The organism is Segatella asaccharophila (genome assembly GCF_054687055.1).
Map to the genome: position 1 here is coordinate 151,497 of NZ_BAACAN010000008.1, position 26,135 is coordinate 177,631.

At 45.4% G+C, this 26,135-nt stretch carries 16 protein-coding genes and 1 tRNA gene; 5 read left to right on the top strand and 12 right to left on the bottom strand.

The annotated features are described in order from the left end of the window. Positions 1–22 precede the first annotated feature (22 nt). A complete protein-coding gene (locus ACYRYG_RS07030) occupies positions 23–451 on the top strand; it encodes a BT0820 family HAD-type phosphatase (RefSeq protein ID WP_293416660.1) in 429 nt (142 codons plus the stop codon). Between the two features lie 102 nt (positions 452–553). On the opposite strand, the gene ACYRYG_RS07035 is transcribed toward ACYRYG_RS07030, so the two are convergent. From ACYRYG_RS07035 to ACYRYG_RS07055, 5 genes are all read right to left on the bottom strand, one after another. Beyond that, positions 554–2,668, bottom strand: coding sequence for a hypothetical protein (locus ACYRYG_RS07035; protein ID WP_460197885.1), 2,115 nt, complete (start codon positions 2,666–2,668; stop codon positions 554–556). A 177-nt stretch (positions 2,669–2,845) separates the two neighbouring features. Beyond that, positions 2,846–5,677 carry a M16 family metallopeptidase gene (locus tag ACYRYG_RS07040; protein WP_460197886.1) on the bottom strand — a complete coding sequence of 944 codons (2,832 nt, stop codon included), beginning with the start codon at positions 5,675–5,677 and terminating at the stop codon, positions 2,846–2,848. Between the two features lie 160 nt (positions 5,678–5,837). Beyond that, positions 5,838–7,868, bottom strand: a complete 2,031-nt coding sequence (locus ACYRYG_RS07045) for a M13 family metallopeptidase (protein ID WP_293416654.1) — start codon at positions 7,866–7,868, stop codon at positions 5,838–5,840. A 156-nt stretch (positions 7,869–8,024) separates the two neighbouring features. Further along, positions 8,025–8,684, bottom strand: coding sequence for an FKBP-type peptidyl-prolyl cis-trans isomerase (locus ACYRYG_RS07050; RefSeq protein WP_293416652.1), 660 nt, complete (start codon positions 8,682–8,684; stop codon positions 8,025–8,027). Further along, the gene (locus ACYRYG_RS07055; RefSeq protein WP_293416650.1) at positions 8,665–10,227 is read right to left on the bottom strand and encodes a glycine--tRNA ligase; all 1,563 of its coding nucleotides are present in this window, start codon (positions 10,225–10,227) and stop codon (positions 8,665–8,667) included. The genes ACYRYG_RS07050 and ACYRYG_RS07055 overlap by 20 nt, the downstream gene beginning before the upstream one ends. A 309-nt stretch (positions 10,228–10,536) precedes the next feature. Here ACYRYG_RS07055 and ACYRYG_RS07060 point away from each other — a divergent pair, with 309 nt between their 5' ends. Together ACYRYG_RS07060 and ACYRYG_RS07065 are read left to right on the top strand one after the other, a co-directional pair. Further along, a complete protein-coding gene (locus ACYRYG_RS07060) occupies positions 10,537–13,335 on the top strand; it encodes a DNA gyrase/topoisomerase IV subunit A (protein ID WP_460197887.1) in 2,799 nt (932 codons plus the stop codon). Between the two features lie 159 nt (positions 13,336–13,494). Continuing rightward, a tRNA-Leu gene (locus tag ACYRYG_RS07065) sits at positions 13,495–13,576 on the top strand. Positions 13,577–14,015: 439 nt separating this feature from the next. Here ACYRYG_RS07065 and ACYRYG_RS07070 read toward each other — a convergent pair. Together ACYRYG_RS07070 and ACYRYG_RS07075 are read right to left on the bottom strand one after the other, a co-directional pair. Beyond that, positions 14,016–14,291 (bottom strand): helix-turn-helix domain-containing protein, encoded by a 276-nt coding sequence (locus ACYRYG_RS07070; RefSeq protein ID WP_293416646.1) that lies wholly within the window; start codon positions 14,289–14,291, stop codon positions 14,016–14,018. Next, a complete protein-coding gene (locus tag ACYRYG_RS07075; protein WP_460197888.1) occupies positions 14,288–14,545 on the bottom strand; it encodes a hypothetical protein in 258 nt (85 codons plus the stop codon). The genes ACYRYG_RS07070 and ACYRYG_RS07075 overlap by 4 nt, the downstream gene beginning before the upstream one ends. Before the next feature lie 1,100 nt (positions 14,546–15,645). On the opposite strand from ACYRYG_RS07075, the gene ACYRYG_RS07080 reads away from it, so the two are divergent. Both ACYRYG_RS07080 and ACYRYG_RS07085 read left to right on the top strand, forming a co-directional pair. After that, a complete protein-coding gene (locus ACYRYG_RS07080; RefSeq protein ID WP_460197889.1) occupies positions 15,646–16,218 on the top strand; it encodes a type IV toxin-antitoxin system AbiEi family antitoxin domain-containing protein in 573 nt (190 codons plus the stop codon). 96 nt (positions 16,219–16,314) lie between these two features. Beyond that, the gene (locus tag ACYRYG_RS07085; RefSeq protein WP_460197890.1) at positions 16,315–16,611 is read left to right on the top strand and encodes a hypothetical protein; all 297 of its coding nucleotides are present in this window, start codon (positions 16,315–16,317) and stop codon (positions 16,609–16,611) included. A gap of 331 nt (positions 16,612–16,942) precedes the next feature. On the opposite strand, the gene ACYRYG_RS07090 is transcribed toward ACYRYG_RS07085, so the two are convergent. The 5 genes from ACYRYG_RS07090 to ACYRYG_RS07110 all read right to left on the bottom strand — a co-directional run. Then, positions 16,943–20,113 (bottom strand): UvrD-helicase domain-containing protein, encoded by a 3,171-nt coding sequence (locus tag ACYRYG_RS07090; RefSeq protein ID WP_460197891.1) that lies wholly within the window; start codon positions 20,111–20,113, stop codon positions 16,943–16,945. A 3-nt stretch (positions 20,114–20,116) separates the two neighbouring features. After that, the gene (locus ACYRYG_RS07095; RefSeq protein WP_460197892.1) at positions 20,117–22,873 is read right to left on the bottom strand and encodes a PD-(D/E)XK nuclease family protein; all 2,757 of its coding nucleotides are present in this window, start codon (positions 22,871–22,873) and stop codon (positions 20,117–20,119) included. A 558-nt stretch (positions 22,874–23,431) separates the two neighbouring features. Next, positions 23,432–24,844: an undecaprenyl-phosphate glucose phosphotransferase gene (locus ACYRYG_RS07100; RefSeq protein WP_460197893.1), complete on the bottom strand. Its 1,413-nt coding sequence runs from the start codon at positions 24,842–24,844 to the stop codon at positions 23,432–23,434. Positions 24,845–24,893: 49 nt separating this feature from the next. Beyond that, entirely contained in the window at positions 24,894–25,112 is a 219-nt protein-coding gene (locus ACYRYG_RS07105; protein WP_460197894.1) for a hypothetical protein, read from the bottom strand. Between the two features lie 43 nt (positions 25,113–25,155). Beyond that, on the bottom strand, positions 25,156–26,135 hold a 980-nt coding region (locus tag ACYRYG_RS07110), incomplete at its 5' end, for an ATP-binding protein (protein WP_460197895.1).

Below are 26,135 nucleotides of genomic sequence, written 5' to 3' on the forward strand. Positions count from 1 at the left end.
ATACATAAGAAAGAAACAAGAAATGACAATTGCTGTAGATTTTGACGGAACGATTGTAGAACACCGTTATCCGGAAATAGGACCGGAAATACCTTTTGCTACTCAGACGCTCCGCATGTTGATACAAGAACATCACCGCCTTATCCTGTGGAGCGTACGGGAAGGCCAACTTCTTCAGGATGCTATCGACTGGTGCAGAGAGCGTGGGGTGGAATTCTGGGCTGTCAACCGCGATTACCCGGAAGAAAATGGTACCCTAAATAATAATCATTTCAGCCGGAAGATTAAAGCGGACATATTCATTGATGATCGCCAGATAGGCGGACTTCCTGACTGGGGAGAAATTTACAGGATTATTCACGAAGGCAAAACCTATAGGGATATCATTCGTGAAAGCATGGGTGAAGAAACGGAGGTTCCGCAGCATAAACACTGGTGGAACAGAAAATAAAGATTCCTCTTTCAGATAAGATGTAAAGGGCCTGGAAAGCGATTTAGTTTTCCAGGCCCTTTCCTTTTCTGCAAACGGATAAGAACTTTTCTGTACGCTCTCTCAGGGTAAAGGCCGAAGTCCATCCCATCTTACATCCCAACCGGCAGGGAAACCTGGATGAGGCGTCGTACAGCCATCCCATCCTGCACACATCATGGCCACGGCAGTGAGAAGGCCTCCATTGCCGGGCAGATAAATTCTTAATCTGTCGTCTTGATAATTATGTCCATTGATAAGATAGGTGTTTTTCTGTCTGGGCATCAACAATGCCTGAACGGCCCGCTCCGGTTCCCCCAAACGGGTTGCACACATGGCTATCATAGGATAATCCCAGCCCCAGGTCGTAGGCCAGTTCCAGTGGTTCCATACCCACTGAAGCGTTTTACGCATGACGTCCGACTTCACCAGCGGACATTTGGGGAGCATGCCCAATGCTCCGAGAACAGCAGGATGATCACTGGTAAAACGAATGTCTTTGTATGTGTTCACGGCTGATTCCGCAGACAGATAAAGACTATCTGAATTCATTGCCAAAGGCGAGAGCCGTGAGAGAATCCGGTCCCAAAGGGGAACCCGAGGCAATCTCCGGCGCTCTCTCCATTTCTGAGCTGTGCTCAAGGCGAAATACCAATAGGAAAGTTCGAAAGGAGGATTCACCGTAGAATCTGCTCTTAATGTCTCCTGAGCCGGAATGCACCCCTTCAGAATATAACGATGCCTGACGCTGTCACAGGTCACAAAATCAGCCATAAACGTTGCCGTCTCGTCCACCATCTTTCCATAACGGGCCAGAATCTCCCCTGACCTGGCAGGGACGGCACGGTATAGCAGCTCCGCCAGGTAGATAGGATGAGGCTGCTGCCAGATCAGATAGGACCCTACATTAGAAGGAGCTTCACGTCCGGAAGGATCCGTCATCTTCATCCAGCGTATACCCCTGAATCCCTGCCGCTGTGCTATCAAACGTGCCACAGGTTCTACATGGAGGTACCAGTCAAGCACGGGAACCAGAAATTCAGGATGCCCCCAGAGGGCAAACTGTGCATCGTGCCACCACACCATCTCAAGATGGAACTTTCCATACCAGGAATTATAGGTCAACCCGGTCTCCTGAGGCGGTGTATCCCCGGCATCATTGACCGCAAGCAAATACTGGGAGAGTACTACACGGCGTTCCAACTCACGGGCACGAGGATCGGCGACATGGGAAAAATCAACTATCGCTCCTCTCTGCCAGTAGCCCTTCCAGTGCAAGGCAGCGTCATGGGAAACGGAGCGAAAATCGCCTGCATTCCGCTGGTTAAACTTCTGACCTTCGGATTCAGGGAAAAAGGTAACGGTAAAATCCAGCTTTTTCCCTGTAGCTGACAACAGGAAACGGTTTCTGCCGGTGGCTTTAAAACCAGCCTCTCCCTTCCAGGTTATCCGTACACCATACACAGTACTGCCAATCGTATGTCGCAAGATAACCCCATGGGATAACTTTTTCTGCATCGTAACAGAATGTTTTCCGTCCGCATGCCAATCACAGGCATCATCACTGTGTCCTCCTGAGGGATAGGGGAAGCGGAGGATGACCCTGGGATTCTCCTCTGCTATGATTTTTGAGGCAATCTCATCAGCAACAGGTGAACAGACCGTCTGTACATCATAATGCTTTCCATCATAGAGGAAACGACTCCTTACCATTCCCGTCCACAGACATAACTTCTCATGGACTGATGTTAATTTCAAGGGATCGGCAAGATCAAGACCGATCATTCCGAGATGGAGACGATGCGGATTCTTTCTCAGCCAGATGCTCGCATCACGTTGCCTGCCAGGCAGTTTAAACTGGGCAGAATAGATTTCCGGATGTCCCCGGCCAAAATTCCGGGTTACAAAGGCATCCTCAGGACGATAGTGGCAAGGATTCGGAAAACTGTGCCATCCCCAGTCACTCATGGTTCCCAGGCATACTCCATGGGCATATCTCTCCGGGAAGGATTGCAGACCAGTGGCATCCACGGTGAAGGCAAAGTGGCCGTTACCCACGGTCAGCGACTGAAGGGAATCGACTTTCGTCACGATCGGACAATTACGTTCCACAACTTGATAATGGTTGACAGGACCTGCAAAGACTGGTCTCAGCATCAACAATAAAAAGAAAACTAAAGGCAATTTTCGGATTTTCATGATTTGTTCAAGCAGTTTAGTTTGTCGGACAAAGATAGAAAAAATCCATTAAAAAAAGTCTGATACATCAGAAAATGTATCAGACTTTTCTCCTTATCATCCATGGACCTCTAAAAGAGGCCTGTCATCTCCATCCTGTCCAAACGGATTTATGACAGGAAGAAAAACCGGACGCGCTTAATCTTTAGCGGCATTCATGATCACTTCTGCATGGTTACCGCTCTTCAGGATAACATCTTTCAAGAAGGCTGAAATTTCCTTAGCGGTCGTATTACGGACAATATCCTTGTAACCGGTGTACATATCCATGTCATGATCTACATAGTCATCCAGGACACCTATCCAGTAGCCATTCGTTTTCGCTTCAACATCAGCATTCTTCAGCAGAATTGCCTTTACCTTTTCCAAATCCGCAGGATCAGGCTTGGCAACCGTCTCCTTCAGACCGGAAAAGAAATAAGGAATAGCTTTGGCTGACTTCGCCGGATTTAACATAGCTACACCATTGATGGACAGACTGATGGTCCTGTCAGGATTAACGGCCACCCCACTCTCTGCGCCTGCAGAGTAAGCTGCACTCAGTGTCTCACGGATGCTCCGGTCATACTTCATGTTTAACAGACGGGCAGCAATGTCTACCCACACCTGGTCTTGCAGATTGTTCCTGACCTTCTTTGAACGCCAGTTTTCTACAACCATGTTTTGAGGATTCTCCATCTTCTGAACGAACACATTCTTTACTTCCCCCACATAATGAGGAACCTCTCTATAAGCAGTCTTATTTTCTTCATATCCGGGAAGAGAGGCTATATACTGCTCTATCAAAGGACGTATCTTCTCCTCATCAAAATTTCCTACAAAATAGAAATTAAAATCACCTGCATTCCCATAGAGGTCTTTTGCCGTCTTCAGAATCCAGTCATAGTTCACTCCCGCTATCTGGGAAGATTTAGGCGTCAGGAACAATGGATTATGGCAATAAAGCGTGCTGGACAAAGAGTCTGAGAACACAATCTGAGGATTTTGGCTCTGGTTCTGAAGTTGGGTGGCATAAGAATCTTTAAGATTGTTCACCGACTTCTCATCCTTAGACACTTTTGTCATATCCAGATAAATAAGTTGCATCAATGTTTCCAAATCCTTGGGTGTTGAAGAGCCACTGAGACCATGATGATAAGTATTGATATAGAAACCTGTGCTTGCTTCCTTGCCGGCAAGAGCCTTGCTGAGCTCTGTATTTGAGAAATCTCCCAGTCCGCTGGCACTAAGAATTTCTGATGCTAAACTGATGTTCAGGTACTGGGATTCAGGAAACGCATATTGCCCTCCCTGGGCTTTTGCAAAGAAACGAACCTCATTATCCTTGAAATCTGTCTTCTTCAGATAGACATGAGCGCCATTGGAAAGCGTCAGTTCCTGAAAACCTAGTTTCTTGTTCTCCGTCTCCTTCATGATCTTCCCGGCTTTCGGAAGCTGGGCAATCAGAGGCTCATTCTTGACATGATCTACATAAGCCGTCAACTTTGCACTACGGACCTTCGCCACCACGTCCTTCAACTGCTGGGCTGTAGGATAAACGGCATCCGGCTTCTGCTGCATCATCACCAGAGTAACAAAATTAGTATCAGTAGGATTAATCAATTTCCGGGCCATCTCATTCACGACTTCCAGAGGGATATGAGGAACGAACATCTTATCCATTTGATATTCCTGCTCTACAGAAGGAATCGGTTCATTGGAAATAAAATGATCCACATACTGATCCGTAAACTGGTCATTTTTCATTTTATTCCGGTTGGAATAGGCTTTCTCGATACTGCTCATGAAGTTTGCCTTGTAGCGTTCATACTCCGTAGAGGTAAAACCAAATTGACGAACTCGTTCAGCTTCCTCAAGAGCAGCCTGATAGGCTTCCAGAAGTTTACCGGGTTTAGGAACGACCGCGATAGAAAATGCATCTTTCGTACGCGACATCAGATACTCGCCATCACTTGCCCCTGCCTGTAAATAAGGACAGGCGGGATCCAGGGACTTCTCATCATAACGTGAACCCAGCATGGAACTGACTGCACCTTTAATAAATCCTTGGACCAGATAGAGCATATTGTTCTTCAAGGAGTCTGGCGTTGCCTCATGCTTCATCATGGCAAAGATGACATTCACCTGTTGCTCCTTATCTTTATCCACAATGTAAATAGGGGTATCATTGTCAGGAACTTTTTCCGGGATAACCTTCGGTGCACCTGCAGGCACTTTAATATCACTGAAGAGTTTCTTGATCTCTCCTTCAATATGGTTCACATCCACATCCCCGACGACAATAATAGCTTGATTATCAGGACGGTACCACTTATGATAGTAAGCTCTCAACGTATTCGGGTCACACTTGTCCACCACGCTCATCAGTCCGATTGGCATACGGTAGCCATACTTGCTGCCAGGATAAAGTGCAGGAAGATCACGCTCAAACATACGCTGCTGGGCGGTCATCCGCATCCGATACTCATTGTGTACCACATCCCGCTCATTGTCTATTGCTTTCTTGGAAAGGGTGATACCATGTGACCAGTCCTTTAGAATCAGCATACATGAATCCACGGCAGAGATGCGGGTGGTAGGAACATCCGTAAAGTAATACACGGTCTGGTCTATGCCCGTATAAGCATTCAAGTTACGTCCATACTCCACGCCGATGCTCTGCAGATATTCCTGCAGATCATTGTCTTTAAAATGATCTGTGCCATTGAAAGCCATGTGCTCCAGCAAATGAGCCAGGCCACGCTGGTCATCATTCTCATTAATGGAACCGACCTTCTGGGCAATATAAAAACTAGCTACGTGAGCCGGATAGTCATTGTGGTGGATGTAATAAGTCAGTCCATTGCTAAGATGCCCGATCCTCACTTTTGGATCAACCGGTATCTTCGGCATCTGGGAGACCTGTGCACAAACGGATAACATCCCCGTCAACAGTAACAGGCCAGACACTAAAATTTGTTTGATTTTCATGTTCATATCGAAAATTTGAATTTTGATCAGACTGTTATCTCAGTGTTATACTGTTATTTCAGTCTTATAAAACAGGTATATTGGTAAAAACCGAAACCAGTCATTAGATTTCGGGGAAATATTCCCGATGTCCAATGACTGGTCTGATCTATAAATTTAATTACCAGATATGGGCACGCTTGCTCTTCGGTAAATACATTTTATCGCCTCTCTTGATATGAAAAGCATCATACCATCCGTCAATCTGAGGCAGAGCTCCATTAACTCGTGCCATATTCGGAGAATGGACATCAGAGGTAATCAGCAGTTGGATAAACTGTGGTGTCATATTGGATGCCCATACACGAGCCCAGGAAAGGAAGAAACGCTGGTCAGGAGTAAATCCGTCTACGGTCTTCAACGGTGCTTTCTTCATCTCGTTCTGAAAAGCACGATAGGAGATGTTCAATCCGCCATTATCTCCAATATTCTCTCCTAACGTCTGCTTACCATTGATTTTTACACCCGGAAGGACTTCGAAATTACTGAAATAATCGGCCAGCACCTTTGTTCTCTTATCAAAATTTGCCTTGTCAGCCTTTGTCCACCAGTTCTTCTCATTGCCATTCTTGTCAAACTGCGAACCCTGGTCATCAAATCCATGACTCATCTCATGGCCTATCACACCGCCAATAGCTCCATAGTTAGCTGCTGCATCCGCCTTAGGATCAAAGAACGGCGGCTGAAGGATGGCAGCCGGGAAGCAGATTTCATTTGTTGTCGGATTATAATAAGCATTAATCGTCTGCGGAGTCATCCCCCACTCTGACTTGTCCACCGGTTTATTCACATGACGCGCAATATAGTCATCACTGGCCCAACGGCTGATGGCTGCAAGATTATCATAAAGGGATAAACTGTCATTGACCTGCAGGCCACTATAGTCTTTCCATTTGTCTGGATAACCGATCTTGATAATATAATTCTTCAGTTTGTCCTGTGCCTTTGCTTTCGTAGCAGCACCCATCCACGTGGCCTCATTGATGCGTTCTGAAAGGGCTGTCTGGAGATTATGGACCAGGTCAAGCATCATCTGCTTACTGCTTGCCGGAAAATATTTCTCTACGTAAAGTTTGCCGATAGCCTCACCCAGAGTACCACTGACCAGACTTACGGCCCGTTTCCAGCGAGGACGGTCTTCCTTAACGCCGGTCATCACTCTGCTGAAGTCAAAATCTGCCTTCCGGAAATCATCGCTCAGATGACTGGCAGCATTCGAGATCACCTTAGCTTCGGCATAAGCCTTCAGATCATCCAACGGAGTATCCGTCAGGATCTTCTCTACCTCATGAATCGGCTCCGGCTCACCTACACAAACGGATTCGAAAGGAGGAAAGCCTTCAGCCAGGAAAGTATTACCCCAGTCGATCCCAGGATAATCTGTCACCAGCTGATCATAGGACAGTTTATGATAATTTGCATCAATATCACGCAATTTCACACGGTCATAGCTCACCTTGGCAATTTGCATTTCGATGTTCCATACCGCATCAACTTTCTTCTGGGCGGCGGCCTCATCATCCCCCGTCATCATGAAGAGTTTTTTCAGATAAGCCTTATATGCAGCCCTGATCTTCTTGCTCTGTTCATCCTGCTTGAAATAATAATCACGGATTCCCAGTCCAAGTCCTCCCTGACCGATGGATACGAGGTTCATAGAAGCATTGCGAAGGTCTGCATCTGCTCCGATGCCGAACATCAGGGTCCCTGCGCCACAACGGTCCAGTTGAGCCATGACTAACTGGTATTCTCTGCGGTCCTTGATATTATTGATCCGGGTGAGATCGGGTTTCAACGGATCCCAGCCCTCTTTATTCAAGCGGACACTGTCCATGGCAAGATTATAAAGATCTCCGATTTTCTGTCCCAGTGAACCTTTCTTCTGAGGCTTGCTGGCATATTCCAGAATCAAATTACGGATCCGTGTCTGGTTCAGTTCATACAAATCGATAAACGCACCGTTTTCCGTATGCTGAGCATCCAAAGGATGCGATTTCAGCCATCCTCCGACGGCAAACTCATAAAAATTGTCACCAGGTCTTACGGATGTATCCAGATTGGACCGGTCATAACCCGTTGACTGACTATTCTGCGCCAATGCCGGTGCTGAAGAGCAAAGCAAAGAAGCGAATAATAAGATTTTATAATTCATATTTGTTGTTATTAGACCGGATGGCAGTATCATCTCTTCTGCCTGAAAAGATGGCTGCATCCTCTCTCAATTTTTATTTCTCGCACTACGTACACATCTTAACTTCTGACCGCCATTCCGTGCATATCTTCAAACTGTGCTTTGCAAGGATGACACCTAATTATCATTTTCATTTTCCTCTGTTTCAGAATTTATTGAATTACGATAATAGCTATGAAGGGTCACATCAAATTTCAACATTGAATAGGCAGGAATATAAGATGTTGTGCCACTCGTACCATTAGAGGAAGAACCATAACCTAAATGATAAGGAATATAGATCGTCCACCGGTCACCTATGTGCATTTTCATCAGTGCTGTAGCAAATCCATCTATCACCTCCTTGACGTTGAAACCTGCCGGTACAGCCGTAGAAGGATCAAGTTCATCCCCGGTCCACGAACAGTCAAAGCAATGTCCGTTAATCAGATAAGCCGCATAATGTACACGTACGCTATCCGTAAGAAAAGGGCACCCGCTTCCCGTCCCTTTTTGAACGACATGAACAATGATACTGTCAACACCTGTATGTGTCAATACCGTATTGCCATACTGGATCTGCCCGGCCAGAGACCAGTCACAGAACACCTTCCAGGTAGAATCCCCCAGGGCAATACGATCATGTGCATACGCCAGCGTGTCGCTGAAAGCTTTATCATTACGGCTATGCCAATTGGCATATTCGTCTACCGTTCCACTCTCTTGACTGCACGAAGTCAGCATAAGCAGACCTAAAAGCAGTGCAGATGTGCAATATTTAATAGTCTTTGATAACATTGGCCAGTTTTTTCAATAAACTTGTAATGCTGACGCGATCCTCGATGATAGTACGTAAACGATCAATGTCTACGCGCTCTTGCTCCATCGTATCACGGAAACGAATGGTCACTTTATGATCCTTAGGGGTATCATGATCTACGGTTACACAAAACGGAGTACCTATGGCATCCTGACGACGGTAACGTTTCCCGATGGAATCCTTCGGATCACCATACTGGGTGTAGAAATGGAATTTAAGATCGTCTACGATTTGCCGGGCAATCTCTTCGAGACCGTCTTTACGGTCAAGGGGGAACACGGCACATTTTACAGGGGCCAGAGCTTCCGGCAACTTTAAGACCACTCGGCTTTCGCCGTTGTCCAACTTCTCCTCCGTATAAGAATGACACATAATGCTCAAGAACATCCGATCCAGACCAATGGATGTCTCCACGTCATAAGGAGTATAATTCTTCTGCAGGTCAGAATCATAGTATTTAATCTGACGGCCGGAGAATTTCTCATGCTGGGAAAGATCATAGTCCGTACGGGAATGGATACCCTCCACTTCCTTAAAGCCAAAAGGCATCTTGAATTCTATATCGGTAGCCGCATTTGCATAATGGGCCAGTTTCTCGTGATCATGAAAACGGTAGTTTTCTGCTCCCATGCCCAAAGTCTCATGCCAGGCCAGACGAGCTTTCTTCCAGTATTCAAACCAGCGCTTCTCGGTACCAGGCTGGCAGAAGAACTGCATCTCCATCTGTTCAAACTCACGCATACGGAAAATAAACTGACGGGCCACAATTTCATTCCGGAAAGCTTTACCGATCTGGGCAATTCCAAAAGGTAGCTTCTGGCGGCTGGAACGCTGGACATTCAGGAAATTGACAAAAATTCCCTGCGCAGTCTCCGGACGCAGATATATCCGGTTCGTAGCATCCGTAGTTGATCCCACCTGAGTGGAGAACATCAGGTTGAACTGGCGCACATCCGTCCAGTTTTTTGTTCCGGAGACAGGATCAGCTATTCCTTCATCCAGAATAATCTGTTTCAATTCCTTCAGATCAGGACCCTGCATGGCCGCAGTATAGCGCGCATGAAGGGCATCACGCTTTTGCTGATGCTCCAGGACACGGGCATTCGTCTCACGAAATTTCTTCTCGTCAAAAGAATCACCGAACTTCTTGGCCGCTTTCTTCACCTCTTTATCAATCTTTTCATCATACTTGGCAATCTGGTCTTCAATCAAATTGTCAGCACGATAGCGCTTCTTGGAATCGCGGTTATCAATCAGAGGGTCATTGAAGGCATCCACATGACCTGACGCTTTCCAAACCGTTGGGTGCATGAAAATAGAAGCATCAATTCCAACGATATTCGGATGGAGCAGGATCATACTCTGCCACCAGTATTTCTTGATGTTATTCTTCAGTTCAACACCATTCTGACCATAGTCATAGACCGCTGCGAGGCCATCATAAATCTCACTACTCGGGAAGACAAAGCCATATTCTTTACAATGACTGACTATCTTCTTGAAAACGTCTTCTTGTGCCATCTTCTCTTGCTCTCTTTTTTAATTTTAATTAGTTGTTGCAAAGATACATCTTTTTTTCTGTAATATGCAAATTATGTTCTTCTTTCAAGGCAAGTTAACAACAATTAGCAACAGCAAAGATGCTATCCTTGCAATTTGAACAGTAACAGGCTTCCCGCTTCCGCCCTCTGGCTAATTCAGGCCATCGCCTGTTTTCTGTTTCTCCACTGACCAGCAAAGTCCGATGGCTACTGAATATGAAAACGATTCTGAATTTTGGCAATCCAAAATATTTTACTATATTTGCAAGGATAAAACCAAGATACTTTTATGGACGACGAAAACAACAAGAACCACACGGAAGACAATAACCATGCAAAAGGGTCTGAAGATAAAAACGAAGCGTTAACTCCCGACCTGCACTCTGACTACAAACCAGTAGAAAGGTTTGATGCCTCTGCCGTGCACCATCTGTCCGGAATGTATAAGAACTGGTTTCTTGACTATGCCTCTTATGTCATCCTGCAACGTGCTGTCCCAAGTATCGAAGACGGCCTGAAACCTGTCCAGCGGCGTATCCTCCACTCCATGAAAAGGATGGACGACGGCAGATATAACAAGGTCGCTAACATCGTAGGACACACGATGCAGTTCCATCCTCATGGAGATGCTTCCATCGGTGACGCCCTCGTGCAGTTGGGACAGAAAGAACTGTTGATAGACACTCAGGGAAACTGGGGGAATATCCTTACTGGTGACCGGGCTGCTGCCCCTCGATATATTGAAGCACGCCTGTCTAAATTTGCTCTGGAAACTGTCTTTAACCCAAAGACGACTGATTGGCAACTCTCTTATGACGGACGTAATAAGGAGCCGATCACCTTACCTGTAAAATTTCCTTTATTGCTGGCTCAGGGGGCCGAAGGCATCGCCGTAGGACTGGCTTCTAAAGTACTGCCCCATAATTTCAACGAACTCTGTGATGCAGCGGTCAAATATCTCAAGGGAGAGGCGTTCCACCTCTATCCGGACTTCCCTACAGGCGGCGCTATTGATGTCAGCAAATATAATGATGGCCAGCGGGGAGGTGTCCTCCGGATAAGGGCAAAAATAGAGAAAATGGACAGCAGAACTCTCGTCATCCGCGAAATCCCATACGGAAAGACAGCTGCGACCATCCAGGATTCAATTACCAAGGCTGTAGAAAAGGGCAAACTCAAGATAAGACGTGTTGATGATATGACCGCACGAGAAGTGGAAATACAGGTCCATCTCACACCAGGAACATCCTCTGACAAGACCATCGATGCTCTTTATGCTTTTACAGATTGCGAGACAAACATTAATCCAAACTGTTGTGTCATCATGGATGACAGACCTTGCTTCCTTACGGTCAGCGATGTCCTCCGTTATTCCGTGGACCGCACAGAGAGACTCTTGCGTAAAGAACTGATGATCCGGAAAAAGGAGTTGGAAGAACAACTCTTCTTTGCCTCTCTGGAGAGGATCTTCATCGAGCAGCGAATCTATAAGGAGAAACGATTTGAACAGGCAAATGATATGGATGAAGCCGTGGCTTTCGTAGATTTGAAACTCCGGCCGTTTACAGAACAATTCATTCGCCCCGTGACCCGGGAGGATATTCTCAAACTGATGGAAATCAAAATGCAGCGCATTTTGAAATTCAATAAGGATAAAGCTGACGAACTGATTGCAAAGATCAAAGCTGAAATTGCTGACATCAATAAGGACCTGAGCCAGATGACAAGGGTCACTATTGACTGGTATGAATATCTCAAGCAAAAATATGGCAAAGATCATCCTCGCAGAACTGAAATCCGCAACTTCGATACCATCGAGGTGACAAAGGTCGTAGACGCTAACCAGAAACTCTATATCAACCGCCAGGAAGGATTCATCGGAACGGGACTCAAAAAGGATGAATTTGTCTGCAACTGCTCTGACCTGGATGACATCATTATCTTCTACAAGAACGGCAGATACAAGGTCATTAAAGTGGCTGACAAGTACTTTGCAGGCAAGAATATCCTGTGGGTACAAGTGTTCAAGAAAAATGACAAGCGGACGATCTATAATGTCGTTTACCGTGATGGATCAAAAGGATATACTTATATCAAGAGGTTCTATATCCCGGCTATCATCCATGACCGTGATTACGACGTAACACAAGGCAAACCGGACTCCAGGATTCTTTATTTCTCTGCTAACCCCAACGGGGAAGCGGAAGTCATCAAGGTGACCCTGAACCCAAGCCCCAAAAAGAGAAATATCTTCCTCTATAAGGATTTTGCTGAAGTGATGATCAAGGGACGTTCTGCAAGAGGAAATATTCTGACCAAAGAGAGTGTCCATCGTATCGGATTGAAGAGCCGGGGACATTCTACCCTCGGAGGAAGAAAAGTATGGTTCGATCCGGATGTTCTGCGACTCAACTATGACGAACATGGAAAATATCTGGGAGAATTCTATGACAATGATGCCGTGCTGGTCATTCTGAAGAACAACGAATTCTACATTACTTCTTTCGATGCCAACAACCATTATGAAGACAATATCCTCCGACTGGAGAAATGGGATCGGGGCAAGATATGGACTGCCGTGCTCTATGATGCAGATAATCATGATTATCCCTACATCAAGCGATTTATGATGGAAGCTACCAAAAGTCATCAGACCTTCATGGGGGATAATCCGAATTCCAGGTTGATCCTGCTTACGGACACGATACATCCGGTTATCAAGATCACTTATGGAGGAGTCGATGCAGTCCGAAATGCGGAAGAAATCAAGGCTGACGAGTTTATTACAGTAAAAGGATTCAAGGCCAAGGGCAAACGGCTCACGACCTGGACCGTTGATAAAATAGAAGAACTCCCGCAGGAAGAACAGCAGGAGTCAGCAGAGCCGGACTCTCCTTCTCCTGTATCTGATCTTGACGGAAACGACGCAGATATTGAGGAAACCGAAGAAGATCTTGATCCAGATAAAGACAAGAGTCAACAGGAGGTCATCGATGAGATGACCGGTCAGTTAAGTTTGTTCTCGGAAAAGGAGCAAAAGGGAAAAGACTCGGCAGCAAAAGACACAGACTTGAAGAATAAGGAATAAGCCTCCTCGCCATTGAGGAGGAAGCAGGATCAGCCTCTATCCTCATCAGCAACTGAGCCAATGGAATAATCGTTTCACTTAAATCCGAATGAAAGACAAATTATTTGAACTTCATATCCCTGAATTCAAATTTTATTTGTACTTTTGCACACGATTAATGCGCCTGTGGCGGAATTGGTAGACGCGCTAGACTTAGGATCTAGTAGTTTACGCTGTGCAGGTTCGAGTCCTGTCAGGCGCACATCAGTATAAGCATAACTATCTCATTTACAAGCGATTACGCTTTTTGAAAATAATATTTTGGCGACATTTTGGCGACTTATTTTGACTTTGTCGTGTTTTGATACCATTAATGGTACAGAAAGATGAACACACGGCTATCCCAGTATTACACCCCAAAATGAATTAAGTTGTTAACGACAAATGTAAAGGTAGCAACTATTTCCTTTACCTACAAACCGGTTTGAAAGTTCTCGGGGGAAGATTTCCCTTCCGGTCTATAAATCAAAAAGGACTGTCCGTCGAATGAGACGAACAATCCTACCCTATGATCCATACCTGCTTTGCCCCTTGGTTATTAGGGTGAATAGCAATACATAGAACTGGTCTATAACTTAAAAACAGATAAACTTGTATTTGAATTTTCGGTTGATGAGTCTACCTAATTTCTCATTTCTACTTCATGATTCAGTCATTTTCAACAAATCACTTTCATGGTAAAACACGCGCCCACCAATCCTAGTCGGCTTGAGAATCCCTTGCTTTTTCCATCTCCACAAAGTTGATACATCTACATGATGCTTATCCGCAAATTCCTGTGCAGTATAGGCTGTATTGTCAAGAACCTTAGACTGATTTACTTCATTGATAATCTCCATAGCAAATTCCTTTAAATCTGACATAGATACTACAAGCAAGGCATTTTGCCCGTTATTCATTAATTCACCAATATTCATATTCTAATCCCTTTCATGTAAAAATTTTCTGTTCGCTTCATGTCGGTAAAAATATCATGGCAGGTATTCATTGACATCTGCATCCTAGCAGTCTCAATCTTTTTTGAATGGAGGTTCTTGTGAAGGCCAAGACTTGTTTCAGCCATAATCCGGCACAAGATATTATTTACCCACACAGCACAATTTGTATGGACTGCGATTTTCCGCTCCCTTTTTATAGTCTTAGGAGTATTGACTTTCTTAATTTTTTTCATAAGAACTTATTTTTAATTTTAGTTTAAAGTACAGAATTATCGGACATATCTTTTCATCTCAATCTCTATACTTTCTAAATATTATACTGTTAATATCATATTTGTCATCCCAAAAAGAGAGAAAAATTTAATTTTTCAGGATTTATCTATATTGAAAGTAACTATTCAACCATAATTAAAGGTCATTGCAGAATCTGTAAACAGCACAAATGTCATTATAAATAATGGAAATTACCGTTCATTTTACCAGCAGAATATCGCATATTCTATAATAAGTCTCAAGTAGTATTGCTGATATATAGAAGATACTTCTGATAACATCACCAGATGCCACATAAAGCAATAACCGGAATTTCAAGAACCACACAATTGGTTGACAGTAAGATCAAAACCGCTTTCTGCTTCTTATATTTCACCGAAAATAAAAAAAAAGAGGAATGAAATTCAAATCTCTCATTCCTCTTTTTTACAATCTTACGGTTGAATAATCCATCATCAGTGCACGTATTAACTTTTTGGAAAGTCCTTTCGATACCGGCTATCTCCTTTCAATATTTGAAAGGTCCTATCCTTTGAATTTCACTATGATTGATCATATCCTTACGGGATTTCACATAACTGCATTTCAGGCCTTCTCCCGGATACTGTGTAATCCTCATGTCCGGAAAGTCCCCGCCTCTGCCCCGGATCAATTCAATTTTCACCAGGAAATAACTGAAATCATCATTCGCTGCTTTATTTTAAATGAGTAGTAAGGTTTGTCTTTCAAGTACAGGTATAGATGGTACAGATATTATCATCGGCCTTAATGCACCAGTTCTGGAAGGGTATGCCGGATACCTTTACCTTTCATCATAGCATTAACAACTCAGGGATTTCAGATATGGCCGGCAAAAATCAATGGAATCCTTGCTGATCAGAAAGAAAATGGCAATATTTGCAGGGGTTATATTCATTTCTGACAACTCTATTTATAGAAAGGATATTCCACCTCTATAATTTAAAAGTGTTAAATCCAGCTCTTTCATAGGGAATAATCCGTACGAATCAACTACATATTTAAATAATTGTAGTATATTTGTACCGAAAACAGAAATGATATGGAGAATAACAACAATGTTAATCAGTTTCTTTCTTCTTCACGATACAAGGAAAAGGGAAGGACAGCATATTACAGGATGCTGACCGAAGTTCACAAAGGTGAACTTGTCCGTATCCGTCGGGGAGTATACGCCAGCAAGGAGCAACTGGCTGATACCATGATAGACCTTGAAGTTGTAATTCCAAAGGGTATTCTATGTCTTTATTCGGCATGGAGTATTCACGGTCTGACCACCTCTATGCCACAAGCCTATCATGTCGCTATAAAAAGGGGACGGAAGATCGTGCTGCCTGAATATCCAGGAATAGAGTTGTACCATATTTCTGAGGATCTTCTTGAAATCGGAATAGAACAAAAGATTGTCAGTGGATATGAAGTGAAAGTCTACAATGCAGAGAGAAGTGTATGCGACGCTGTAAAATTCCGTAATAAGGTCGGTATGGATATATGCTCCGAGGTCGTTAACAGCTACCTTGACCGCCCGGAGAGGAACCTCTCCCTTCTGATGGATTACGCGCAAACGATGCGCGTTGCCAATATTCTCAGCAAATATCTTGAGATAAAGCTATGAGTGAACAGATAAAGAATTACGGTAAATCCATTCAGACAAGAGCTTGGCAGAAATATCTACTGGCAAGCTGAAGCACCTGTATATGATTCGAAGAAAATGGATGTTATCAGTGAAGGATTTACCGTTGACACAGTAATCACGCATACAGCTCCTGCCTTTTGTGAATTACATTCAAAGGACGGGTTAAAGGCATGGGGTAAAAGAGACTCTGCTTTGCTTGCTGATGTCTCTTTGGAGCGTACAATAATGGATAAAATCTATAACTATCTGCAACAGCATAATCACCATATAAAGTACTGGTGTTATGGGCATTTCCATCAAAGCTGGCGCAGTTCTATCAACGGAACATTATTCATTATGCTGGACATCATGGAGTTTTACCAGCTAAGTTAACAACTCTTTACGGTCCAAATCCTGCATCTTTTGCCTTCGCCATAAGATCCAACTTTGAATAGTATATATTGCATTGGAAAACAATGCACCCACTTTCTTCATCAAGTCAGAGGATGTCCATTGAACTGTAAAGGACATGCCATAGTCACTGGCCGCTTGGTTTACAGGTCGCCTCATGTCTCGGCTCGTAATAGAAACTTCCGCAAAATATCAATGAAATTTTGTTGAATGTTCTTGTCTTTCAGTATGGCAGGCCTGTCATCTGCTGACAAGGGTATGTCGACATGCATATATCCGTTCCCGTTTTTATCTCAATTGCATCCATTGTCCGTTATATTTTCACAAGCATCCCCGTTACAGGATAGTAAACAAATCTTGCAATTACATTTTCACCCGCAGCCTTCAACGCATTCGTATAATAGTCGAACTGGCCATTGTAGTTGCCAGCATAGTGGTCACCGGGAGAGAGAACCAGCTGCTCGTTACCCGGGAAAGTCTTGTAATCGATAAGAACACATCCCTTGTCGGTTTTCCACACCAAGTCCATGTTACCCGTGACAATTTGACCATCTACCAGTTGTTTGAAAGGCAACTCATGATACCGGCGGATCGACTTGCCGAAATGTCCGGTAAGATATTGTTCCAACCTGTTCCAAGCCTTTATTACCTGTAATGGATCAGTAAGATGGTCCGACAGTCCATAACCGTCTATGATATTTTTCACATAGTCTTCGTTCTTGTTCCTATCAAGGGCACAGAAGATGTCATGGATGCAGGAACCAATGCCCGCCATGTCTGGATGACCTGTTATTGTGAGCAGTCTTCCGTCACTGTCCAGTTCCTTCTCTATTTCCATTTCCGAAGACTCCGTTCCGCTCGGTTGTATATCGCGTGGCGGCTCATTGCAAGGCTCCCCGTGAAGACGGAGAATCTTATTTGTAACGGTCTGGTAATTCCAGTCACCATTCTCCAACACATTATCGCATGGTGTCTCAGACAGGAAGTTGACGCCGATACCCAACGGGTCACAAAGTCCGGACTTCGTATAATTGCCGGTCTTCAACGAAGTGCCGTCATAGATAGTGTCGAAGATACGCAGGCCATTTGAGGAGGTTGAGGGGGCGAGTATCAACTCTTTTGACGGGCGTGTCATGCCCACATATAGCAACCGCTTGCTTTCAGACAGTCTCTGAGTACGGATACTTTTGAATCTTTCAGAGTCTATCAGCTGTTCCGCCACCTCTTCAGGCGCACTTTTCTGTGAACCGTAAATCCACGGCAGCAGGCTGATGGTCATGTCGGGATACAGGTTGCTGGCACTCGGCATAGTTTCGTGAAAAACCTGAACCCCGTAGTAATAACGTGTTGTCAGTTTGTTGATGTCTGCAGGATTGTCGTCAAGGGACAGTAGGATGACGGTATCCCATTCAAGTCCCTTGGCACTATGGTAGGTGGACAGACGTATACCATCAGGGGCTCCAAGGGCGATGACTCCGTTTTGGCTGACATAGGCAATGAAGCCGGATACTGTAGCAGGAAGAGTCATCTGGAGGCAATGATCCTCATACACTGCCGCAGTCTCCGCCAGTGCCTGGAGTGTGGAACGGCTCTGTTGAGGATTTTCCCAGTGCGCGACTACATTGTCAAGGTCAAGTTCGATGATGATACTCTCCACCACGGCACGCACAGACTGTAAGCGAAAGGTATTTAGCTTTGAGAGCAACTCCCTGACCAGCGGTATGTCGTCAAGATAGCGCTTGGTCTTGCCGTCACTAGCGTTAACAACGAGTTTTTCGTCAAGAATTCTCGCAGTACCGTAGCCTTGGACCGTGAGCAGAGCAATCTGTGCCCTTGAGAGCTCATCATTTGGGTTGACAAGAAGCGACAGCAATGCCGTGAGCAGCAAGGTCTCGTCTCTTGTAGCGACGTTAGCATCATCCCGGCAGATGGGAATACCATAAGGACGCAACTTATCGGCAAGAGAGTCAAGGTCCGCATTGGCCAACGCAAGGACTGCAATATCCTTAGGCTGTTTACCGCCCTTTATCTCACAGGCTATGTTATATGCCAGATGGCCCATACGCTCGTCTTTGCTTCTGCCTTCAAGCGGCCATACACGGAGGTTTCTCAGATTTTCCTTGTTCTTCTTATACGGCTTCAACTCCACTTGCTCAAGTTGGAGAATGCCACTGAAAGCCGGTATGAAGACTTTGTTGCAGGTCTCCACTATTTCAGGATAGGAGCGGTGGCTTGTGCCAAGGGTATCGGTAGTGCATCCATTATCACCTTTGGCTATGATGTCGGTAACGGCCTTGACAAGATCAGTGTCTGCGCCACGGAAGCCGTAGATGGCCTGCTTGTAGTCACCTACCCACACCGAATGGTCCACGATTTCCGAGAGACGGTCGAAGATGTGAACCTGTATGGGAGAGGAGTCCTGAAACTCGTCTACAAACAGGTATTTGTATTCTTCCCGGATATCAGCGGCCACATCGGGCATGCCTAACAAGTCAAGAAAGAGTGCCTCCATGTCGTTATAGTCGATAAGGTGCTTGGTACGCTTGTAATCGACGAATACCGTACGCCACTTTTTGGCATACTTGAACAGCAGACGGATATAGCGCAGTTGCATATCGCGGACTTCCTCCGACACCCAAATATTGTCAAGGGTAGAGGCAAAATCAAGTGCTGCCGGACAGCAGGATTTCTTTGGCAGGCCGTAGATAAAGTCACGCAGTCTGACCATGTCGGCATAGTTTATGAACTTCAGTTTTCGACCGAACTCCTCAATGTTATTTTTACGCTTACTGGACGCGCCGCTCTCGCTTTCCGTACGGTTGATGGAACCGAGTTCATCCAAGACTTTTCCGGCAGTGGTCCTGTCAAAGTTTACATGCGCTCCTTCACGGCAGAAATTTTTAATGACATTCTCGGAGTATTCCTCACTGTGAGTGTAGTCGGTAATGCCATAGTTGGTCGTGTAGTCAACGATGCTTTTCAAGTCCTCCTGCCAGTGCTTATCGTTCACGTCATACTTGCCGCTGCCGTACTTGTAGCCTACGGCGAACTGGTAGCTGAACTGGCTGAGGAACCTCAGTTCATCCCCAGACGGCAAGGACGCGAGCGACTGATTGATGAAGAAATCCTTGTCCTCATCAGTCATCACGTTAAGCTCCGGACTGATGCCGAGCCGATACCAATATTTATGGATGAATCCATCAGCGACACTGTGGACGGTGCCTATCATTGCCTGGTCAAGACGCTCTGCCTCATCGTGGAGTCCAGCTTCGTGCATCGCAGCTTTCGCCTTCTCGCGGAATTCCGTTGCCGCCTTCACGGTATAGGTAGTGAGGATTACCTGTTCAGGCTCAACCTTCACGCAGGGAGTCTTGCCACCTTTATCATCAAGGGAATAGCCGCGGACGGCATCCGCCAGTTTGTGGGTCAGCGTATAGGTCTTGCCGCTGCCCGCACTTGCGCTGATATATTGTATGTTCCTCATTATTTACTTTCTTTTGAAACATTCATAAATACTGAATGGGCAGGTCGCCTTGTTGCCATCCTCGTCGGTGTCAAGCGGTACAAGATCTTTTTCCGTCTCGTCCTTTCCGTATTGGAGAGCTCCAACCCCCTCTCCTTCGCCAAGTTCAATAAGTCCTCGTTCAATTTGATTGCGGCGGTAGGCATATGAGTTGCGCATCTCGGTCATGAGGTCTTTACCCTTGCGGTCTTCGTCTAACGCAATTGTCGAGACGAGGTCGCCTGCGATACCGCCAGTAGTGGCCATGCGTCCTTCGGGCATAAGAAAATAGCCTACCCCGCCAACCTTCTTCTCTTCCCTGGAGTTGACCAGCGCCCGGTAGAGCGAGAGTTGTAACGACTTGTTCTCCCGTAACAGTCCGTCAAACCATTTATGGTTGTCACTCCACTTGAAATCGAAAATAAAAGGCATACCGTCATCATTGGCAAGGTACATGTCTATATAGCCGAGCAGGTCTATGTCGTGGGCAAAGCCCAGCTTGTTCTTTACAGAAGTCTCTATACCGGTGACGTGAAAACTATTAGCCTTGATGATGCCCAACAGCCTCTCAGCGCACTGGCGGAGTTGTTCCTTATAGGTCCGGGTGTCAATCCGGTTTTCCTGCAGGAGCATGATGGAGCCGTATGCATCGACGGTTTCTACAAATACACGGTCATAATTGTCCTTGAGATTCTTCTCAATATAAGGAACACAACCGCTGCCTTCAACGTCCTTATTAAAGAACAGTGTCTGTATGACGGCATGAGCCACATTTCCTTTCGTTGTCCTCATCGGTGCCATGGCTGATAGTCCGGACTGATAAATGTCTGCGATGAACTGGAAAGTATAGTCAACCGGACTCTGGAACATGTTGCTTAGCGAGCTGTAGCTTTCGCAGTCGGGGAAGATAACAAGTTCAGGATGTGGCAGGTGCACGAACTCATCGGTGTCATTGTTACGGTTCTTGTTGTCGATGACTTTAGCATCCTCATAGAGACTGTTGTCAAGCTGCGGATGGTCAATAATAACATCCAGGTTCTCTATTGACTGCATCAGCCGTATCATCAACGGATGCTTCTCCACCGGCTCCCTCTCGTTTCGGTCGTAAGTAACAAGCGTCAGTTGCAAGGATGTCATCTTTAACGGCAACAGCAGGGTCTCACGGCGGTATTGCAGTTCCTTACTCTCGTCCCACAAGGACAATTCCTTCTTGAACGCCCTTTTCTCCATTGGAGTCAGAAAACTGTATGTCAGTTTCTCTGACACATATCCCATAAAGTCGCACCAGACCGTGCGCTCTGTCTGTCCTGCGATATTCCCTGGTGAGGCAATGACGTTACGGCAGCCACGCTGTGCACTGTACTGACGGTAATCGGCATATTTGTAAAGACTCCCCATCCAGTTCTCAATGGTAGCAAACGGTATCCTCTTGTCGGTATAGTCATCCAAAAGGAGCATAACGGCCTCTGTCTCTGTCTTCACCTTGCCGAGCTGAGACTGATGGTCATCATCATTGATAATGGTCATCTGCTGCCTGGCCCATGTATTTAAGGCTTCACTGAATTCATAGAGCCGTTTTGCGTCAACCTTGTTGTCAGCCTCCGTGTAGCCTTTGTGGTCTTTGATGGAAGGCAGAAAAATGTGTATTGATTTCTCTCTTGCCGTGCGGCGCCTCTTAATCAGGTCATTCCTTTGCTCGTCAGTAACGCCATCTTTGAACCTGTCATATTTACCGTCCAAGTAGTTGTCGATTATCTTTTGGCATTCGGGATTGAAATAACCACCTTGATTGACAATCTCACTGGCGAGCCTTCCTGCCAGTTGATGTCCTAGCGGCGTCATAGGGGCATAGAGCCATTCGAGCAGCATGTTCACGTTTAGTGGCCTAGAGAACAGGCTGAGCCCGATGATGAATAACTGACTGATTTGCGGCATGCACTGTGCAACCGTGCTGCCTGTAGTGGCTTTACCCTCAAGACGGAGATAGTTGTCAAGAGGCTTTGAGTCACCGTCAATCCAGACATCGAAGGCATTGTCCGCTTGCAAGGAGAGCCAGCGGAGCGAGTCATCCCTTTCGCTGAAGCTCACAATTCTCAGAGAGGGGTCGTCTTTCTTCAACTTCACCTCTTTGCCGGCATTGCCTTCCAGTACCCGTACAACGGTATGAAGGTTGCCTTCCCTATCTTGCGCGGCACTTTTCAGTGTGGACAGGCAGACTTCCTGTTTTTTCAGTGCGTCAAGTAACCGTACAATAACTGGCTGCAGCAAGTGATAGTCGCAGGGAGTGACAATCTCAAGATTTTCCGGCAATGTGCAGCCGCCATTGACAGCCTTGATGACAAGAGGTATAATATCCACCGTGCCTGGGCAGTCGAAATATTTCTCCACACCTTGGAGTACGGCCATCCTTTTACTTGGGACGTCTTTTTCAGCCGTCCAGCCAGCAAGGATAAGAGCATCGCGCCATGACAGGCAGATCTTGGCAGTATCCAATCCATCAGTCCCGAATGACTGTGCCAGCACATGACCAGGATTGTCTTTGGAGTATCGCCTCATTGCCTTGTAATAGGCTATCATTCGCTTCGTGCCGTCATGGGTTTCAAAATGCAGTACGCCGTGGAGACAAAGCAGGTCAATCAGCCCGCCTGTGTCAACTATGGAAGTATCAAAGAGTATTCCGCCTTTGCCCTTGAGATTGGTAAAGGTGAAACCCGAATATTGTGGAGAGTAGTATACTTTCATCTTCTTGTATATAGTTTTCTAAGGTTCAATCTTGGTTATTCAGTCCTACAAGTACTGATGTTTTTGGGAAAACTTCCTTGACGGGCCAAAATATGCTATTACCATAGCCTATCAAATCCCGGCTTCAAAGGAAATTGCAGCTGCACCTGAAAAATCAGGCCGGATTTCACTAAATAGTTCGTCACGAAGGACACAGTTACCCGTATCCATCGGAATCAAGCAAAGTCAGGGCACAATAACTACGGCCTCACCTTTAGAAACAAAAATATCATAGGCCTTTTTCCATATAGGGCAGGTCCACTTTTGATATAATGTAAATCTGAACTCATCGTTCCCTCCTTTATTAAGTTTTTAAAGATACATATTAAAAACAAGAACCATCTATTCTCTCTTCATTTTTAATATTTTTTTATCAATTCATCACATACTCCTGTTCATCAAATATCTTAAGAGCATTACGGTAACATTTAACGAATTACCCTTGATCATACGCACATGGATTGGCTCGTTGTCATTGGAATAGAACATAAACCGAAAGCCAAGGTATATCCCGTTCCTTTAGTAGGCTTCATCATTCTTTCCAGTGATCACATCCCAGATTGTCAGCCAGATAATCTTCAAATCCAGGAGAAACGACCAGTTCTCGATATACCAGATATCCTTTCTCACGCGTCTTTCCATCTGCCACAGTTCATGAGTCTCCCCACGGCATCCTGTCACCTGCGCCCAGCCGGTGATCCCCGGTTTTACGAAATGGCGCACCATATATTTGGAAATAAGTTGGGAGTAAATTTCCGTATGCTTAAGCATGTGCGGCCGGGGCCCTACGATTGACATCGTACCCATAAGAACATTCCAGAACTGTGGCAGTTCATCGATATTCGTATGCCGCATGAAATTACCGAACTTCGTCTTTCTCGGATCATCCTTTGTCGCCTGAACACTGTCCGCCTCATCATTCACCTTCATACTGCGGAACTTATAGCACCAGAATTCCCTGCCGTCCAGACCGGTCCGCTTCTGTTTGAAAAACACCGGACCCGGCATTGTCAATTTGATAATCGCACCTACAATCAGATAGATCCACGGAAAGAAGAACACCAGGAATATCACCGACACCACTATATCAAACACACGCTTAAGAAGTTTATTACCCGGACGGTTCAGCGGAATCTCACTGATATACAGCACAGGCACATCACCATAGATTGCCATATTCATCTTCCGTTTCAGATAATTGCGCACGTTCGGCACACTGTAGAACAGTGCCACATGGCGCGTGCAGCATTCCATCAACTGCCGGATCTCATCCGCCCTCTCCGAGGACAGGCTGCAGTACACGGCAGAGATACTGCCGGGATAACCGTCCATCCATGAATTCACCTCTGAAACTCTTCCGAGATAAGGAATCCCTTCCAGGAAGTCATCCTTAGGAGCATCGGCGAAATAGCCTTTCAAACGATAGCCGTATGACGCGTCATCCCGCATCGCCGCATACAGGTCCTCAAGGCTAGAACTCTGCCCTACGAACAGCACCTCATGCCACAGTCCTTTCCGCTTACGGTAGTCTAGCAGCAACTTGCGGCCCAACAGATGGCCAGTACAGAGCAGTATGAAAAACAAACCATAATATACCAGCCAGTATCGCCACTTCAGAAGGACTACACAGTGCAGGAAGAACAAAAAGCACAAAGACATGATCAGGAAGAAGGTCCAGGTTTTGATCACCCTGCCGATCACGAACAGCCTTGTAGACTGGCGCAAATGGAAAACCGGCGGAAAGAAGTGAATGCTGATCAGATAAGCAAAACAGATTGCCAGCCAGAAACCCTTGATCCTCGTAAATGGAGATCCGATGACCTCCGTATAAACCCACGTATAAACATTCAGGAGCAACAGATCCGACACGATTGCCAGGCCTCTCAGCAGGCTGCCGTTCCGGTTGCTCATTTCATTAACTTGAGATGACATCAATTATATAAATCAAAAAATATTTGTGTTTTTCCTCTGTATCGTACCGTTACAATAAAGTAAAAATCATGTCCTTTCCCTGCGCAGCCGTCATCCTGTATACCGCCTCGCTGCCATCCTTCTTCATGATAAACAGCGAGCGCGGACGTTCTCCGGCCAGACTGTCGCCAGGCAGGATACGGTACCACGCATTCGCAGTTGGAACGTAAATATACTTGCTCATGTCATACTCCACGTGTTCCAGCGGATGCGCTATTACCTGTTGCAATTTTGATGCCAGCTCCCCCACATTACCACTGTGAAAGTAATAGTCATTCTATTCCGAGGTAATCTTCCAATTTCCAAGCCTGGACATTTTCAATTCCATTGCGGTTTTTTTTCGCAATGTCATCCATTGAGACAATGATTTTAGAATAATTGTCCGTTATAGCTTCAAGAGACCGATATTCTCGTGCAGCCGTTATATCGTCATCTATAGTCCACGAGGACTGGACATACAATATACGATCCTGTTTCTTAGCGATAAAATCCACCTCCCGATTCAGCATCTTCCCTATATAAATGATAAAGCCGGCACGCCGCAATGCCTGATAGACATAATTTTCAAGCAATGAGCCCTGACCATAACCATAGCCATCATAAAGATAATTGTGATAGCAATTATCATTCACGTAATACTTTGCCGCACCTTTTAGAATCTCCCTTCCCTTAAGATCATATCTCACAGCCTTCAGGATGAGAAAAGAATCTTCTAGATACCCTATATAACTGGATACCGTATCATAGTTTTGTTTACGGGCTTTAACATCTTTCCTTTTCTGTTCATTATTCAGATCGTTCACAATATTGCCAATTGAAACAAGAGACGAAGAATTATTGGTCAAATAAGAGAATATCCTGTCCAGTAATGTTGCGTCCTTGATATTATAACGCTCCACGATATCTTTCAATAAAATCGTATTCTTGACTGATTCTACATAATGCCGCCGGGTTTCCTCACCTTTTAAATTAAGAAATTCCGGAAGTCCGCCGGTAGTAAGATATCTGATCATTGACTGACGGGAGACCACGGATTCATTCAAGGCCCGGAGATGCTCTTTATAACTGAACGGCTGGACTTCAAATTCCACGTAACGAGCCGACAGCAAAGTGGCAAGTTCTCCTGACAACAGTTTACTGTTACTACCTGTCAAAAACACCTCGCAGTCCAGACTCGGATCCTGTGACAAAGAATCAACTATCTTCTCCCATCCCTTTAAGTTCTGAATCTCATCTAGAAACAACCAGGTTT